The 16,112-nt window shown below is 60.5% G+C and carries 14 protein-coding genes; 11 read left to right on the forward strand and 3 right to left on the reverse strand.

Going from position 1 to position 16,112, the window contains the following annotated elements; translation table 11 throughout:
* Positions 1 to 6: 6 nt before the first annotated feature.
* A complete protein-coding gene (ilvA, locus tag AC19YQ_RS01090) occupies positions 7 to 1,521 on the forward strand; it encodes a threonine ammonia-lyase, biosynthetic (protein WP_133075122.1) in 1,515 nt (504 codons plus the stop codon).
* A gap of 39 nt (positions 1,522 to 1,560) precedes the next feature.
* A complete protein-coding gene (locus AC19YQ_RS01095; RefSeq protein ID WP_133075123.1) occupies positions 1,561 to 1,989 on the forward strand; it encodes a DUF2269 family protein in 429 nt (142 codons plus the stop codon).
* A 126-nt stretch (positions 1,990 to 2,115) separates the two neighbouring features.
* Here the strand turns inward: AC19YQ_RS01095 and AC19YQ_RS01100 are convergent, their stop codons facing one another.
* Positions 2,116 to 2,772 (reverse strand): histidinol-phosphatase, encoded by a 657-nt coding sequence (locus tag AC19YQ_RS01100; protein WP_500594397.1) that lies wholly within the window; start codon positions 2,770 to 2,772, stop codon positions 2,116 to 2,118.
* A gap of 143 nt (positions 2,773 to 2,915) precedes the next feature.
* Here AC19YQ_RS01100 and AC19YQ_RS01105 point away from each other — a divergent pair, with 143 nt between their 5' ends.
* Both AC19YQ_RS01105 and ptsP read left to right on the forward strand, forming a co-directional pair.
* A complete protein-coding gene (locus tag AC19YQ_RS01105) occupies positions 2,916 to 3,395 on the forward strand; it encodes an RNA pyrophosphohydrolase (RefSeq protein WP_019828104.1) in 480 nt (159 codons plus the stop codon).
* Positions 3,396 to 3,416: 21 nt separating this feature from the next.
* Positions 3,417 to 5,696, forward strand: coding sequence for a phosphoenolpyruvate--protein phosphotransferase (gene ptsP / locus AC19YQ_RS01110; protein ID WP_133075125.1), 2,280 nt, complete (start codon positions 3,417 to 3,419; stop codon positions 5,694 to 5,696).
* Positions 5,697 to 5,807: 111 nt separating this feature from the next.
* Here the strand turns inward: ptsP and AC19YQ_RS01115 are convergent, their stop codons facing one another.
* Positions 5,808 to 6,554: an NRDE family protein gene (locus AC19YQ_RS01115; protein WP_339477337.1), complete on the reverse strand. Its 747-nt coding sequence runs from the start codon at positions 6,552 to 6,554 to the stop codon at positions 5,808 to 5,810.
* A gap of 129 nt (positions 6,555 to 6,683) precedes the next feature.
* Between AC19YQ_RS01115 and AC19YQ_RS01120 the strand changes: the two genes are divergently transcribed.
* Genes AC19YQ_RS01120 through AC19YQ_RS01130 form a run of 3 tightly spaced genes read left to right on the forward strand, consistent with a single transcriptional unit; the run spans position 6,684 to position 9,307 of the window.
* Positions 6,684 to 7,466 (forward strand): sulfite exporter TauE/SafE family protein, encoded by a 783-nt coding sequence (locus AC19YQ_RS01120; RefSeq protein ID WP_133075127.1) that lies wholly within the window; start codon positions 6,684 to 6,686, stop codon positions 7,464 to 7,466.
* A gap of 12 nt (positions 7,467 to 7,478) precedes the next feature.
* A complete protein-coding gene (gene lgt, locus AC19YQ_RS01125; RefSeq protein WP_133075128.1) occupies positions 7,479 to 8,285 on the forward strand; it encodes a prolipoprotein diacylglyceryl transferase in 807 nt (268 codons plus the stop codon).
* Between the two features lie 50 nt (positions 8,286 to 8,335).
* Positions 8,336 to 9,307, forward strand: a complete 972-nt coding sequence (locus tag AC19YQ_RS01130; RefSeq protein WP_219262684.1) for a thymidylate synthase — start codon at positions 8,336 to 8,338, stop codon at positions 9,305 to 9,307.
* 107 nt (positions 9,308 to 9,414) lie between these two features.
* Here the strand turns inward: AC19YQ_RS01130 and cadR are convergent, their stop codons facing one another.
* On the reverse strand, positions 9,415 to 9,864 hold the full coding sequence (cadR, locus tag AC19YQ_RS01135; RefSeq protein ID WP_133075130.1) for a Cd(II)/Pb(II)-responsive transcriptional regulator: 450 nt from the start codon (positions 9,862 to 9,864) through the stop codon (positions 9,415 to 9,417).
* An 86-nt stretch (positions 9,865 to 9,950) separates the two neighbouring features.
* Here cadR and AC19YQ_RS01140 point away from each other — a divergent pair, with 86 nt between their 5' ends.
* The 4 genes from AC19YQ_RS01140 (at position 9,951) to AC19YQ_RS01155 (ending at position 16,103) form a co-directional block, all read left to right on the forward strand.
* Positions 9,951 to 12,203: a heavy metal translocating P-type ATPase gene (locus AC19YQ_RS01140; protein WP_500594398.1), complete on the forward strand. Its 2,253-nt coding sequence runs from the start codon at positions 9,951 to 9,953 to the stop codon at positions 12,201 to 12,203.
* Between the two features lie 16 nt (positions 12,204 to 12,219).
* Positions 12,220 to 13,083 carry a LysR family transcriptional regulator gene (locus AC19YQ_RS01145; protein ID WP_133075132.1) on the forward strand — a complete coding sequence of 288 codons (864 nt, stop codon included), beginning with the start codon at positions 12,220 to 12,222 and terminating at the stop codon, positions 13,081 to 13,083.
* Positions 13,084 to 13,300: 217 nt separating this feature from the next.
* A complete protein-coding gene (locus AC19YQ_RS01150) occupies positions 13,301 to 14,377 on the forward strand; it encodes a putative 2-aminoethylphosphonate ABC transporter ATP-binding protein (RefSeq protein WP_133075133.1) in 1,077 nt (358 codons plus the stop codon).
* A 1-nt stretch (position 14,378) separates the two neighbouring features.
* Entirely contained in the window at positions 14,379 to 16,103 is a 1,725-nt protein-coding gene (locus AC19YQ_RS01155) for a putative 2-aminoethylphosphonate ABC transporter permease subunit (RefSeq protein WP_500594399.1), read from the forward strand.
* Positions 16,104 to 16,112 lie beyond the last annotated feature (9 nt).

Here is a 16,112-nt window from a genome sequence, read left to right on the forward strand (position 1 = left end):
TTCCCGATGCTCGAACAGTACGTTAAGAAGATCCTAAACTCGCGTGTTTATGACGTTGCCGTAGAAACCCCGTTGCAGCTGGCCAACCAGCTGACCGAGCGGTTGGGCAACCAGATTTGGCTCAAGCGTGAAGATTTGCAGCCGGTGTATTCGTTCAAGATTCGTGGCGCTTACAACAAGCTGATGCACTTGAGCGACGCCGAGCGCGCTTGCGGAGTGGTCACGGCCTCTGCTGGCAACCACGCCCAGGGCCTGGCCCTGGCGGCCAAGGTACTGGGTGTCAAAGCCACTATCGTCATGCCGAAAACCACTCCTGAGATCAAGGTCGAAGGCGTGCGTTCCCGTGGCGGCATTGTGGTGCTGCACGGCGATTCCTTCCCGGAAGCGCTGGCCTACTCGCTGCAACTGGTTGAGCAAAAAGGCTACGTCTACGTCCATCCCTACGATGACCCGCACACCATTGCCGGGCAGGGCACCGTGGCGATGGAAATTCTGCGCCAGCACCCGGCGCCGCTGGATGCGATTTTCGTCCCGGTGGGCGGTGGCGGGCTGATTGCCGGTATTGCGGCGTACGTGAAATATCTGCGTCCGGATATCAAGATCATTGGTGTCGAGCCCGATGACTCCAACTGCCTGCAAGCTGCGATGGCGGCAGGCGAGCGCGTGGTACTGCCAACGGTGGGGATTTTTGCCGACGGTGTTGCTGTGGGCCAGATTGGCCAGTACACGTTCGACATCTGCAAAGACTATGTGGATGAAGTGATCACCGTCAGCACTGACGAGATCTGTGCGGCAATCAAGGATATCTTCGACGATACCCGCTCGATCACCGAACCTGCCGGCGCGTTGGGTGTGGCCGGGATCAAGAAGTACGTTGAGCAACGGGGCGTGCGTGGCCAGACCCTGGTGGCGATCGATTCCGGGGCCAACGTCAACTTCGATCGTTTGCGCCATGTGGCCGAGCGTGCAGAGCTGGGTGAAGGCCGCGAAGCCATCATCGCCGTGACGATTCCAGAAGAAGCAGGCAGCTTCAAGGCGTTTTGCCAGGCCATCGGCAAGCGTCAGATCACCGAATTCAACTACCGCTACCACACCGGCAGCGAAGCGCACATTTTCGTGGGTGTGCAGACTCATCCTGAAAACGACCCGCGCAGCGCACTGCTGGCCAGCCTGACAGAGCAAGGCTTTCCGGTGGTCGACCTGACCGAGAACGAACTGGCCAAGCTGCACATCCGCCATATGGTGGGCGGGCATGCGGCGAAGGTCAGTGATGAATTGCTGTTCCGTTTCGAGTTTCCGGAGCGTCCGGGTGCGCTGTTCAACTTCCTGAACAAGCTGGGCGGGCGCTGGAATATTTCGATGTTCCACTACCGCAACCACGGTGCGGCCGATGGTCGGGTCATGGCGGGCCTGCAAGTGCCTGCCGACGAACGCCATCTGGTGCCGGCGGCACTGGCTGAAATCGGTTATCCGTATTGGGATGAGAGCGATAACCCGGCCTATCAGCTGTTTCTTGGCTGATAGCCGCTACGCTGATTGAACGGCTCAAGGGATTAACATATGGAAACGTTCACAGCGTTAAAACTGCTGCATGGCGTGTCGACACTGCTGCTGTTTGTCAGCGCCATTGCTTTGCTGGTCCTGGTGATTCGTCGTTGGCGTGCAGGGGACAAGAACCTGTCGGGCGGGCTGGTGCAGCGGCCCTGGAGCTTTGTCTGGGCGTTGATGGGGGTGTGCTTGCTGGCGTTGCCGGTCAGTGGCTGGTTTCTGGTGCACTTGGCCGGTTGGCCCCTGAGCCAATTGTGGTTACTGGCGGGCAGCTGTTTGTATGTGCTTGGCAGCTTGAGCTGGTTGTGGCTGGTGGTGCGCCTCAACCGGCTGCGGTTGGGAAGAATGGCCAGGTATCCGGGCTTTACGCTGGTTTTAGCGATTTTTTGTGCCGTCTGCTTTATCGCCATTGCCGGGCTGATGGGCGCCAAGCCGGTTTAAGCACACTTGCTTGTGTGGGAGCGGGCTTGCTCGCGATAGGATCGCCGCGGTTTTTCTGCAAGATCGCAGTGATGCCATCGCGAGCAAGTCGAATCGTCGCACCGCCGCTCCCACACAGGTTGTGTGTCAGTCGCGCAGCGAGATGACTTCCCAGCCACGCTTGATGGCCTCGGATCGCAAGTTTGGATCAGGGTCCACTGCCACCGGATGGTCAACCTGCTCCAGCAACGGCAAGTCGTTCATCGAGTCGCTGTAGAAGTAGCTGTCTTCAAGGCTGTAGCCGTTTTCGGCCATCCAGCGGTTCAGGCGTGTGACCTTGCCTTCACGGAAGCACGGTACGTCGGTGCTGCGTCCGGTGTAGCGGCCATCGACGATTTCGCACTCGGTGGCAATCAGATGTTCCACGCCAAGTTTCTGGGCAATGGGGGCCGTGACCACGCGGTTGGTGGCGGTGATGATCACCAGCGTGTCGCCTGCTTCACGGTGCTTGGCAAGCAGGGCCTGGGCCTTGGGCAGCATCAGGCCGTCGATGCAGTCGCGCATGAACTCGCGGTGCCACTGATCCAGTTGCGCCATGTCATGGCGGCCAAAGATTTCCATGCTGAAATTAAGATAGGCAGCGTTGTCGAGCTTGCCGGCCAGGTAATCCTGGTAGAACTCGTCGTTGCGCGCCTTGTAGGCGTCGCCATCGAGAATGCCCCGTTGGCACAGGTAGTCGCCCCAGGCGTGATCGCTGTCACCGCCCAGAAGGGTGTTGTCCAAGTCGAATAAAGCCAGACGCATTGAGGTTACCCGTTGAGTTGCCTGAGAAAAGGCCACAAGAATACGGTCTTTTAATAAGAGTGCACATAAGGCAGGAAGGCGCGTTGCTGCTTTCACAACCTTTGTGGAACAATGCGGTGACATGCGTTTGCGAGGTTGTTGCCGTGATCGACCCCGATGGTTTCCGCCCTAATGTCGGGATTATTCTGACAAATGACGCTGGTCAGGTACTTTGGGCTCGCCGTATCAATCAAGACGCCTGGCAGTTTCCACAGGGAGGCATCAACCCTGATGAGACGCCGGAAGACGCCTTGTACCGTGAGCTGAACGAAGAAGTTGGCCTTGAACGCGAAGATGTAGAAATACTCGCCTGCACGCGAGGCTGGTTGCGTTATCGTTTGCCGCAACGACTGGTGCGTACCCACAGCCAACCGCTGTGTATCGGCCAGAAGCAAAAGTGGTTTTTGCTGCGCCTGGTCTCTAACGAGCAACGGGTGCGGATGGATTTGACCGGTAAACCGGAGTTCGATGGCTGGCGTTGGGTCAGTTATTGGTACCCGTTGGGCCAGGTGGTGACATTCAAGCGCGAGGTCTACCGTCGCGCTCTCAAAGAGCTTGCCCCGCGCCTTTTAACGCGCGCCTGACACGGAGTTCGACCCCGAGCCATGCTCAATACGCTGCGCAAGATCGTCCAGGAAGTTAACTCCGCCAAGGATCTCAAGGCGGCGTTGGGGATTATTGTGTTGCGCGTCAAAGAGGCCATGAGCAGCCAGGTCTGCTCGGTCTATTTGCTTGATCCAGAGACCAACCGCTTTGTCCTGATGGCCACCGAGGGCTTGAACAAGCGCTCGATCGGCAAAGTCAGCATGGCGCCCAACGAAGGCCTTGTGGGCCTTGTGGGCACCCGTGAAGAGCCTCTGAACCTCGAAAACGCCGCCGATCACCCGCGCTATCGCTACTTTGCCGAAACCGGAGAGGAGCGCTATGCCTCTTTCCTGGGTGCGCCGATCATCCACCACCGCCGTGTGGTCGGGGTTCTGGTCATCCAGCAAAAGGAGCGTCGCCAGTTCGATGAGGGTGAAGAAGCCTTCCTGGTGACCATGAGCGCCCAGTTGGCCGGGGTTATTGCCCATGCCGAAGCCACGGGGTCGATTCGCGGCCTGGGCCGTCAGGGCAAGGGTATTCAGGAAGCCAAGTTCGTCGGCGTGCCGGGTTCTCCGGGTGCGGCGGTGGGTACTGCCGTCGTCATGTTGCCTCCGGCGGATCTGGACGTGGTGCCCGACAAGGCCATCACCGATATTCCTGCCGAAATCGCGCTGTTCAAAACAGCCCTCGAAGGCGTGCGCAACGACATGCGCGCCGTGTCGAAAAAACTCGCCACGCAGTTGCGCCCCGAAGAGCAGGCGCTGTTCGACGTATACCTGATGATGCTCGACGATGCGTCGCTGGGCAGCGAAGTCAAAAATGTCATCAAGACCGGTCAGTGGGCCCAGGGCGCGCTGCGTCAGGTGGTGACTGATCACGTCAACCGTTTTGAATTGATGGACGACGACTACCTGCGCGAGCGGGCGTCGGATGTGCGCGACCTCGGTCGTCGCCTGCTGGCCTACTTGCAGCATGATCGCCAGCAGAGCATGGTCTACCCCGACAACACCATTCTGGTCAGCGAAGAACTGACCGCCACCATGCTCGGCGAAGTGCCTGAGGGCAAGCTGATCGGCCTGGTGTCGGTACTGGGTTCGGGCAACTCCCACGTGGCCATTCTGGCACGGGCCATGGGCATTCCTACGGTCATGGGCCTGGTCGATCTGCCGTACTCCAAGGTCGACGGCATCCAGATGATCGTCGACGGCTATCACGGCGAGGTCTACACCAACCCCAGCGAAGTGTTGCGCAAGCAATACGCCGAGGTTGTCGAAGAAGAACGCCAGTTGTCTCTGGGGCTGGACGCCCTGCGCGAGCTGCCGTGCATCACCCCGGACGGGCATCGCATGCCGCTGTGGGTCAACACCGGCCTGCTGGCCGATGTGGCGCGTGCGCAACAGCGTGGCGCCGAAGGCGTAGGTCTGTACCGCACCGAAGTGCCGTTCATGATCAACCAGCGCTTTCCAAGCGAAAAGGAGCAGCTGGCGATTTATCGCGAGCAACTCGCCGCCTTCCATCCGCAACCGGTGACGATGCGCAGCCTGGACATTGGCGGCGACAAGTCACTGTCGTACTTCCCGATCAAGGAAGACAACCCGTTCCTTGGCTGGCGCGGGATTCGCGTCACCCTCGACCACCCTGAAATCTTTCTGGTTCAGGCCCGGGCCATGCTCAAGGCCAGTGAAGGCCTGAACAACCTGCGCATTTTGCTGCCGATGATCTCCGGCACCCATGAGCTCGAAGAAGCCTTGCACCTGTTGCACCGTGCCTGGGGTGAGGTGCGTGACGAAGGGACCGACGTGCCGATGCCGCCCATTGGCGTGATGATCGAAATCCCGGCGGCGGTCTATCAGACCAAGGAGCTGGCGCGCCAGGTGGACTTCCTGTCGGTGGGTTCCAACGACCTGACTCAATACCTGCTGGCCGTGGACCGTAACAACCCACGGGTCGCGGATTTGTACGACTACCTGCACCCGGCCGTACTGCAAGCCCTGCAATCGGTCGTGCGCGACGCCCACGCTGAAGGCAAGCCGGCGAGTATCTGCGGTGAAATGGCCGGTGATCCGGCGGCAGCGATCCTGCTGATGGCGATGGGTTTTGACAGCCTGTCGATGAACGCCACCAACCTGCCAAAAGTGAAGTGGATGCTGCGTCAGGTCAGCCTGAGCCGCGCCAAGGAGCTGTTGGCTGAAGTGATGACCATCGACAACCCGCAGGTTATTCGCAGCACCATCCACCTGGCCCTGAAAAATATGGGTCTGACGCGGATGATGAACCCGGCGGCAATCAAGCCGTATTGAGAAGCGGCCACGTGTGGGAGCGGGCTTGCTCGCGATAGATTCAACTCGGTCAATCAGTCAGACCGTGGTGTCTGTATCGCGAACAAGTCCGCTCCCACAGGGTTTATGCCCTCAGGCTTCTATCCTCACTTCCCCCAGCCGCCCCCCGAGCGGTCCGAAGCTGTGCTCCACCACTAACCTTGAACCGTCAGCATTGATGATCAGCGCCGTGCTGGCGCGAGTGCCGTAGCTGGGACTGGCAATGAACACACTCGACAGCAGGCTTTCAGTGGCCAGCCCCACACCGGTATCCGGCAGTTCGCTAAAGGGTGCGGTTTGCGAGTCTTTGAGCAAGGCCAGCAGGGCTTGCGGTTGCGGGTCGTCGAGTACCTCGGCCAGCGCTGCCTTGGCCTTCATCAGCTTGGGCCAGGGAGTGTCCAGCCCGGCATTCGACAAGCCATAAATACCTTCGCCCAGCGGCTGTGGCGCCAGGTCTTTGGAGTTGAAGTGCCAGAGTTGATCGCGGGTGCCCAAAAGCAGGTTAAAGCCAGCATATTCGACGGAACGTCGCCCAATTTGCGTGAAGTACTCTGCAATGGACTGGTTGCCGGTCAAGAAGTCCGCCACCAATTCACCTCGGGAACGCCGCGAAGGTGGCTTGTGGGGTTCGCGGATATTGGTCAGTGCCGCAAAGCGCCCGTCAGCACCAATCCCCAGCCAGGTTCCGCCCGCCTCAAGGTCGCGGCCAGCATACACCTGGGGTGTATTGGCCCATTGGGCAAAGGGTTTGGCGGGGCGCGCATAAAACTCATCGCGGTTGGCCGCAACGACCAAAGGCTGTGCATGGCCGGGGCGCCAGGCGAAGACAATCAGACACATGGGCAGTCCTTAATGTTTTTTTAATCACTCTACTTATAGATTGCTCAGGCCGGTCGCGCCATACCACTGCAGCGCAGTGGAGCCAAAGCCCTTGCTCCGTTACCATGCGGATCAAATTTGGGGGGCGTCATGGAATTTCTGCTCTATCTGGTGCTGGGAGGTTTTGCGGGCGTGCTGGCCGGGCTGTTCGGGGTCGGTGGCGGAATAATCATCGTGCCGGTGCTGGTGTTCAGCTTCACCTTGCAGGGTTTTGACAGCGAGGTGCTGACCCATCTGGCCGTGGGTACGTCATTGGCCACGATCATTTTTACCTCGATCAACTCGATTCGTGAGCACAACCGCAAAGGCGCCGTGCGCTGGCCGCTGTTTGTCTGGATGACACTGGGCATTCTGATCGGCGCGGGTATTGGTGCGATCACGGCAGAAGCGATTGCCGGTCCTCACTTGCAGAAAATTATTGGCGTGTTCGCCCTGTTGATTGCCGTGCAAATGGCCCTGGGGTTGCAGCCCAAGGCCAGCGGCACGGTGCCGGGCAAGTTCGGTCTGACCCTGGCGGGCACCGTGATTGGCTGGGCTTCGGCGATTTTCGGCATCGGTGGTGGTTCGCTGACCGTGCCATTTCTGAGCTGGCGCAGTGTGCCGATGCAGCAAGCCGTAGCCACCTCGGCGGCCTGCGGATTGCCGATTGCGCTGGTGGGTGCATTAAGTTTCATGATCATTGGCTGGCATAACCCCGACCTGCCCGCGCATAGTCTCGGTTTTGTCTACTTGCCGGCGCTGCTCGGGATTGCCCTGACCAGCATGTTTTTCGCCCGTTTTGGTGCGCGACTGGCCCACAAGCTTTCGCCACGCCTGCTGAAACGGCTGTTTGCCGCACTGTTGTTCTGTGTCGGTTTGAGTTTCCTGATCTAACAAGGAGTCGCAATGCTGCCTTACCCGCAGATTGACCCGGTGGCACTGGCCATCGGACCGCTGAAAATCCATTGGTATGGCTTGATGTACCTGATCGGCATTGGCGCTGCCTGGCTGATCCTGTCGCGACGCCTTAACCGCTTCGACCCGACCTGGACCAAGGAGAAACTCTCCGACCTGGTGTTCTGGGTGGCCATGGGCGTGATTGTCGGGGGTCGTTTGGGCTATGTGCTGTTTTACGACCTGAGCGCCTACATCGCCAACCCGCTGCTGATTTTTGAAGTGTGGAAAGGCGGCATGGCGTTCCACGGTGGCCTGATCGGCGTGATGCTGGCTGTCTGGTGGTTCGGCAAGCGCAACGGCAAATCGTTCTTCCAGATCATGGACTTTATTGCCCCTGTGGTGCCGATTGGCCTGGGTGCGGGGCGCATCGGCAACTTCATCAACGCCGAACTGTGGGGCAAGGCCAGTGATGTGCCGTGGGCGATGATCTTCCCTACCGACCCGCAGCAACTGGCGCGCCATCCGTCGCAGCTTTATCAGTTTGCGCTGGAAGGTGTGGCACTGTTCCTGATTCTTTGGCTGTACTCGCGTAAACCTCGGCCAACCATGGCGGTGTCCGGGATGTTCGCCCTGTTCTACGGCATCTTCCGCTTTATCGTCGAATTCGTCCGTGTACCGGATGCCCAGCTAGGCTATCTGGCGTTCGGCTGGGTGACGATGGGGCAAATTCTCTGCATCCCGATGATCGCGGGCGGCCTGTTCCTGATCTGGTGGGCTTACCACCGCGATCCAGCGGCTAACAAAGCTGCGCTTTAAATTCGAATCGCAGGGCGCACAACGCCCTGCATTCAAACGGTAGGAAAACCATGAAGCAATATCTCGACCTCGTTGCCAACGTCATCAAAAACGGCACCCTGCAAGCCAACCGCACCGGCGTGAAGACCATCAGTCTGCCCGGCGCCATGTTGCGCTATGACCTCAAGGAAGGCTTCCCGGCCATCACCACCCGACGCATGGCGTTCAAATCTGCCATTGGCGAGATGTGCGGCTTCCTGCGTCCGGTCAACAGCGCCGCCGATTTCCGTGCGCTGGGTTGCAAGGTGTGGGACCAGAACGCCAACGAAAACGCGCAGTGGCTGGCCAACCCGTTCCGTCAGGGTGAAGACGACCTGGGCGAAATCTACGGCGTGCAATGGCGCAAATGGCCGGCTTACAAGCAAATCGAGCGCAGCAACCAGGCGGCTATCGAGTTGTGCCTGAGCCAGGGCTATCGCCAGATCGCCGAAGGTGAAGAAGACGGTCAGGCCTACGTGGTGCTGTACAAAGCCATTGATCAGGTGCGCCAGTGTGTCGACACCATCATCAATGACCCGGGCAGCCGCCGTATTCTGTTCCACGGCTGGAACTGCGCCCAGCTCGACGAAATGGCCCTGCCGCCGTGCCATTTGCTGTATCAGTTCCACCCGAATGTCGAGACCAGGGAAATTTCCCTGACCCTGTACATCCGTTCCAACGACCTGGGCCTGGGCACACCGTTCAACCTGACCGAAGGTGCTGCACTGCTGAGCCTCATCGGCCGTCTGACCGGATATACGCCACGCTGGTTCACCTACTTCATCGGCGATGCCCATGTGTATGAAAACCACCTGGACATGCTCAATGAGCAACTGACCCGTGAACCGTTCCCGATGCCTAAATTGGTGATTTCGGATCGCGTGCCGGAATTCGCCAAGACGGGCGTGTATCAGCCGGAGTGGCTGGGCCTGATCGAGCCGAGCGACTTCAGCCTCGAAGGCTATCAGCACCACGCGCCAATGACCGCGCCGATGGCGGTGTAAACCCTCAACGCCAACCCTGTAGTCGCTGCCGCAGGCTGCGATCGAGCCCGAAGGGGTCGCGCTTTTTGGCCCTTGTCGCAGCCTGCGGCAGCGGCTACAGGGTGGTGTCAATGTCCGTGGCTTCTGCCCACATGGCTGGGCTCGCCTTCCGGCGTGCTGACCGATCCGCTGACTTCCAGCTGCTGCAAAATTCCGCAATGTTCCCCGTTCGGCCCTTCGCCACACCGTTGGCGCAGGTCGAGCAGTTGTGTCTGCAAGGCCAGCAAGCCGTCGATCCGTGCCTTGACGTGATGAATATGCTCGTCGATCAGCGCATTCACGCTTTCGCACTGGTCCTGCGGGCTGTCGCGCAGGTTGAGCAGGCTGCGGATTTCTTCGAGGGTCATGTCCAGGCTGCGGCAATTGCGGATGAACGTCAGCCGCTCCACGTGGGCCTGGGTGTACAAGCGGTAATTGCCTTCACTGCGCGCAGGCTCCGGCAGCAACCCTTCGCGCTCGTAATAACGGATGGTTTCGACCTGACAATCGGTCAATTTAGCCAGTTCACCAATTTTCATCGCGTTTATCTCCGAAAGGTTGCTTGACCCTATAGTGGCTACAGGGTCTTTACTTGGCAACAGGCACCTTTTCCGGACGCAACCTGATGAGCGATTCCATTCACACCCCGCACAAGCACGACCACGACCACGACCACGATCATGGCAAAAAGCATGACCACGCCAGTCATGGCCACAGCTGCTGTTCGACCGCGGCGGGCCCCAGCGTGATCAAGCTCGGCGCTGCCCCTACGGCGGGTGCTCGGCTGAGCAACTTTCGCATCGAAGCAATGGATTGCCCCACCGAACAAACGCTGATCCAGAACAAGCTGGGCAAGCTGGCGGGTGTGCAGCAGCTGGAGTTCAACCTGATCAACCGGGTGCTGGGCGTGACCCACGACCTGCCGTCGACCGAACCGATTATCGCGGCGATCAAATCCCTTGGCATGGTGGCTGACCCCATTGAGTCCGGGGCAGAGGCGGCCCCGGCTGCGCCACCCGTCAAAAAACACTGGTGGCCGCTGGCGGTAGCCGGTGTGGGCGCACTGGCGGCGGAAGTCCTGCACTTCACCGATGCGGCGCCTACGTGGGTGATCGCGCTGGTGGCCTTGGTGTCGATCCTCAGCGGCGGCCTGACCACCTACAAAAAGGGCTGGATTGCCCTGAAAAACCTCAACCTGAATATCAATGCGCTGATGAGCATTGCGGTGACTGGCGCAGTGTTGATCGGTCAGTGGCCAGAAGCTGCCATGGTGATGTTCCTGTTTACCGTGGCTGAGTTGATCGAGGCCAAATCCCTCGACCGCGCACGCAATGCCATCAGCGGACTGATGCAAATGGCACCGGACAAGGCCACCGTGCAACAGGCGGATGGCAACTGGATCGAGCTTGAGGTCAAAGACATCGCGCTTGGCGCCATCGTGCGGGTGCGCCCCGGCGAGCGGATCGGCCTGGACGGCGAAGTGATCGCGGGCAGTTCGACGATCGATCAGGCGCCGATCACCGGTGAAAGCCTGCCCATCGAGAAGACAGTGGGCGATAAAGTCTTCGCGGGCACCATCAACCAGGCCGGTGCCCTGGAGTACCGGGTGACGGCAGCGGCCAACAACTCGACGCTGGCGCGGATCATCCACGCCGTGGAGCAAGCCCAGGGCTCTCGGGCGCCGACCCAGCGCTTCGTCGACAGTTTCTCGAAAATCTATACCCCGCTGGTGTTCGTTTTCGCCTTGGCAGTGGCTGTGATTCCGCCCCTGTTCATGGGTGGCGTCTGGTTCGACTGGATCTATCGCGCACTGGTGCTGCTGGTTGTTGCGTGCCCGTGTGCGCTGGTGATCTCGACACCGGTCACCATCGTCAGCGGCCTGGCGGCAGCGGCCCGCAAGGGGATTTTGGTCAAAGGCGGTGTGTACCTGGAAAGCGGCCATAAGCTCGACTTTCTGGCGCTCGACAAGACGGGCACCATCACCCACGGCAAACCGGTGCAAACCGATTACCTGCCCCTTGATCCGTTGGTCACCGACAGCGCCGTGTTGTTGGCCGCAAGCCTGGCCTCGCGCTCCGATCACCCGGTCTCACTGGCGGTCGCCACTGCGGCTGTGGATAAAAACCTGCAACTGAGCGCTGTGGATAACTTCGCCGCCCTGGCGGGTCGCGGCGTGCGTGGCGAGATAGACGGCAAGCTTTACCACTTGGGCAACCACCGACTGGTAGAGGAACTGGGCCTGTGCTCGCCTGCCCTTGAAGAAAAGCTGTTTGCCCTGGAAGAGCAGGGTAAAACGGTCATCTTGCTGTGCGACAACTCAGGTCCGATGGCGCTTTTCGCGGTAGCAGACACCGTCAAGGAAACCAGCCGCGAAGCGATTCGGGAATTGCATGAGCTGGGCATCAAAACCTTGATGCTCACCGGCGACAACCCGCACACCGCCAGTGCCATTGCGGCCCAGGTCGGCATCGACGAAGCGCAAGGCAACTTGCTGCCGGAGGACAAGCTCAAGGCGATCGAAGCCCTGTATGCCAAGGGGCATCACGTAGGCATGGTGGGTGACGGAATCAACGACGCCCCTGCCCTGGCCCGCGCCGAGATTGGTTTTGCGATGGCTGCTGCGGGTACGGATACTGCGATTGAGACGGCGGATGTCGCCCTGATGGACGACGATCTGCGCAAGATCCCGGCATTCATTCGCCTGTCACGCCAGACCTCCAGCATCCTCAAGCAGAACATTGCCCTGGCATTGGTCATCAAAGCGATCTTTCTTGCGGTAACCTTCCTCGGTATGGCCACCATGTGGATGGCCGTGTTTGCCGACATGGGCGTGAGTCTGTTGGTGGTGTTCAACGGTTTGCGCCTGCTGCGCAAATAGAGCAAGAGAGGCCGCTGTGCTGAGTGCCGAGCTGAAAGCGTTTTACCGGGTGGCCCAGTTGGGCAGCATTACTCAGGCCGCAAAAAAGCTCGGGCTTAGCCAGCCGACTGTGACCACGCAGATCCGTAACCTCGAAAGCCAGTACGCCGTGGAGCTGTTCTACCGTGGCGGCCGGCGCCTGACACTCAGCGATGAGGGCGTGCGTCTGCTGCCGATGGTCAAGGCGCTGCTGCAGCAAGAAGCCGACATCGAGTTCTTTTTGCGCAACAGCGGCCAGGGCAACGGCACCTTGCGTATCGCCGCCACGGCACCGTATTACATCCTCGATCTGGTGAAGGCCTTTCGCGAACGCTTGCCGCAGATCGAAGTGTCGGTGGACATCGGCAATTCCCAGCAGGTGCTTGAAGCGCTGGATGAATACCGGGTCGACATTGCGGCCTCGTCGCAATTACTCGAAGACCCGCGCCTGATTCGCCGCGTACTCGGCGCCGATCCGCTGGTGCTGGCGGTGCATCGCAATCACCCGCTGGCCAACCTAGAACACGTGCCGTTGAGTGCGCTGGCCGGGCATTGTCTGTTGATGCGCGAACAGGGTTCGACCACGCGCAAGTTGACGGAAGAACTGCTTGAAAGCGCCGGTGTCAGCTTTGGCCCGCTGCTGGAAATCGGTAGCCGGGAATCGATCCGCGAGGCGGTGCTGCGCAACATCGGCATCAGCATCATTGCCCGGCAAGAAGTGCCCCACGACCCGCAGCTTCGGGTGCTGACCCTGGAAAATGCCCCGGTCATCCACGAATACCTGTACTGCCTCAAAGAGCGTAAATCGGCGCGTTTGCCAGCGGCTTTTCTGGGGCTGGCGCAAGAGATGGCCCCGGCCTGACCACAACCACTGTGGGAGCGGGCTTGCTCGCGATGCAGGCGATGCGGCCTGTCAGGCAAAACGCGGTAAGGCCATCGCGAGCAAGCCCGCTCCCACAATGACCCAGCACCCATACCCAAATCCACCAATACCACTATCGGCAGCTTTGGCCTTGCTGCCATATCCTGTACGCATTGCGTCTCTAGGATGACCCCCATCTGCTTGATGAGGTGCATCCATGAACAGCTCGAACGCAACCGCTTTGACCCAACCCGGCGTACCGATGAGGGTGCGCAATGTCAGCAAACGCTTTGGCGCCTTTACCGCGCTGGACAGCGTCTCGCTGGAGGTGGCCGCAGGCGAACTGGTGTGCCTGCTCGGGCCGTCAGGTTGCGGCAAGACCACGCTGCTGCGGTGCATTGCGGGGCTTGAACGCCAGGACGACGGCGCGCTGTATCTGGGTGATCGCGATGTGTCCGAGCTGGCACCGCAAGCCCGTGACTACGGGATTCTGTTTCAGTCCTACGCCTTGTTTCCCAATCTGACCGTTGAAGCCAACATCGCTTATGGCCTGGCGGGCAGCAATCGTGATGTGGTGCGCAAGCGCGTTGGCGACATGCTCGAACTGGTGGGCCTGACCGGCAGCGAAAAGAAATACCCGGGGCAGTTGTCGGGTGGCCAGCAACAGCGCGTTGCCCTGGCCCGCGCCCTGGCTCCTTCGCCGTCCTTGTTGTTGCTCGACGAGCCGATGTCGGCACTGGATGCCCGTGTGCGTGAGCACTTGTGTACCGAACTGCGCCAACTCCAGCGCAGCCTGGGCATCACTACGCTGATGGTGACGCACAACCAGGACGAGGCCATGTTGATGGCCGACCGCATTGCCGTGATGAACAACGGTAAGGTCGAGCAATACGCCACCCCGCAGGAAATCTACGACAAACCGGCCACCCCGTTCGTGGCCGAGTTTGTGGGGCAGGGCAACTGGCTGCCGTTCCAGCGCAACAGCGCGAGCCACGCCCAGGTCGGCGGTATGAACATGCGCCTGGCAGACGATGCCGGGCGTGCCGCCTCGGGCCGTCTGTTTTGTCGCCCTGAAGCCATCAGCGTGAACCCGGTGCTGCATCAGGAAAACCTGTTCCCGGCGCGGGTGCGAGAAATCACCTTTCTGGGCAATCGTTGCCGCATGAGTTTTGAACTCAACCACTTGCCGGGCCATGCGCTGACTGCCGAAGTCGGCAGCCAGGACTTGCCGCGCCTTGGCGCCCCGGACATTTTCGTCGCCCTGCCCCCGGGCAGCTTGCAGGTGTTTGCCTGAGATGGCTGCTGATATGGCCCTGCCACTGCCCGGCAACCTGCCCCGCAAAACTACCCGCGCTGAGCTCGGCGACCGCATGTTTGTAGTCGGCGGCAAACTGCTTTTACTGCTGCTGCTGGGGGTTGCCGTGTTGATGCCGTTGCTGGCGATCTTCTGGCGCGGCTTGAGCGCCGAAGAGGGGCAGGGCGGTGGTTGGGTTGCCGCTCGGGAGCTGGTCACCAGCGATAATTTCCACTGGCTGGTGGGCAATAGCCTCAAAGTGGCGCTCAGTGTAGCGGCCATTGTCGTGCCGCTGGCCTACCTGTTTGCCTACGCCCTGCAACGCACCCTGATCCCCGGCAAACCCATCTGGCGCGGTATGTCCCTGTTGCCGCTGATGGCTCCGTCGATGTTGCCGGGCATTGCGCTGGTCTACCTGTTCGGTAATCAGGGCATGTTGCGCGGGCTGATTTCGGACAACATCTACGGCTTCTGGGGAATCGTGCTCGGCGAAGTGATTTATACCTTCCCCCACGCGTTGATGATTTTGCTGTCGGCCTTGTCGCTGGCCGATGCACGTTTGTTTGATGCGGCATCGAGCATGGGCGCCGGGCCATTCAAAGCCTTTCGCAGCATCACCTGGCCGGGCACCCGGCAGGCGGTGTTCGCAGCGTTCTGCCTGGTGTTCACCCTGACCATCACTGACTTCGGGGTGCCTGTGGTGGTGGGCGGTGACTATCAAGTGCTGGCGCTGGAAGCCTACAAGGCCGTGGTCGGTCAGCAGCAATTCGGTCGCGGTGCCCTGATCGGCATGGTCTTGTTGCTGCCTGCGCTGTTCAGCTTCGGGGTCGATGCCTGGCTGCGCCGCCAGCACGGCGATGCCATGAGCGGCCGCGCCCAAGTGTTCAAGCCCCTGCCTTCCAAGATGCGTGACCGCTGCTACCTGGCCATCGTGCTGCTGATCTGCGCCATCCTGCTGCTGGTGTTCGGCATGGCGGTGTACTCGTCGCTGGTCACGTTCTGGCCGTACAACCTGTCGTTGTCGCTCAAGCACTACCAGTTCGGCGACACGGCCGGCGGCGGCTGGCTGGCCTATCGCAACAGCGTGACGATGGCGCTGTGCACGGCCTTGATCGGGAGTGCAGTCATCTTCACCGGTGCCTACCTGATGGAAAAAACCAGGGGCCAGAAGGGACTGACCCTGGCCCTGCGCATGCTCAGCTTCGTGCCGATGGCGGTGCCCGGCCTGGTGCTTGGCCTGGGCTACGTGTTCTTTTTCAATTTGCCCGGCAACCCGCTTCACGTGCTCTACGGCACCATGACCCTGCTGGTGGTGTGCACCATTGCTCATTATTTGACCACCGCGCAAATGACCGCCACCACTGCGCTGCGCCAGCTCGACGGCGAATTCGAAGCGGCCGCGCTGTCGCTGAAAGCGCCGCTGTACCGCCATTACTGGCGCGTCACCGTGCCGATCTGCCTGCCAGCGCTGCTGGACATCATCCGCTACCTGTTTGTCTCGGCGATGACCACCGTGTCGGCGGCGATCTTCCTCTACAGCCCCGACACCATCCTTGCAGCGGTGGCGGTGCTGAACATGGACGACGCCGGCAATGTGGGCGGCGCGGCGGCCATGTCGACCCTGATCCTGTTCACCTCGGCGTGTGTGTCCCTGCTGCTGGCCCGGGCTTCGCGCGGCTTGCTGAGTCGCTCCCAGGCCTGGCGCCAGGGCGCTCCTGCGCAATGATGCGTGCCC

The sequence above is a fragment of the Pseudomonas sp. MF06569 genome (genome assembly GCF_059862735.1).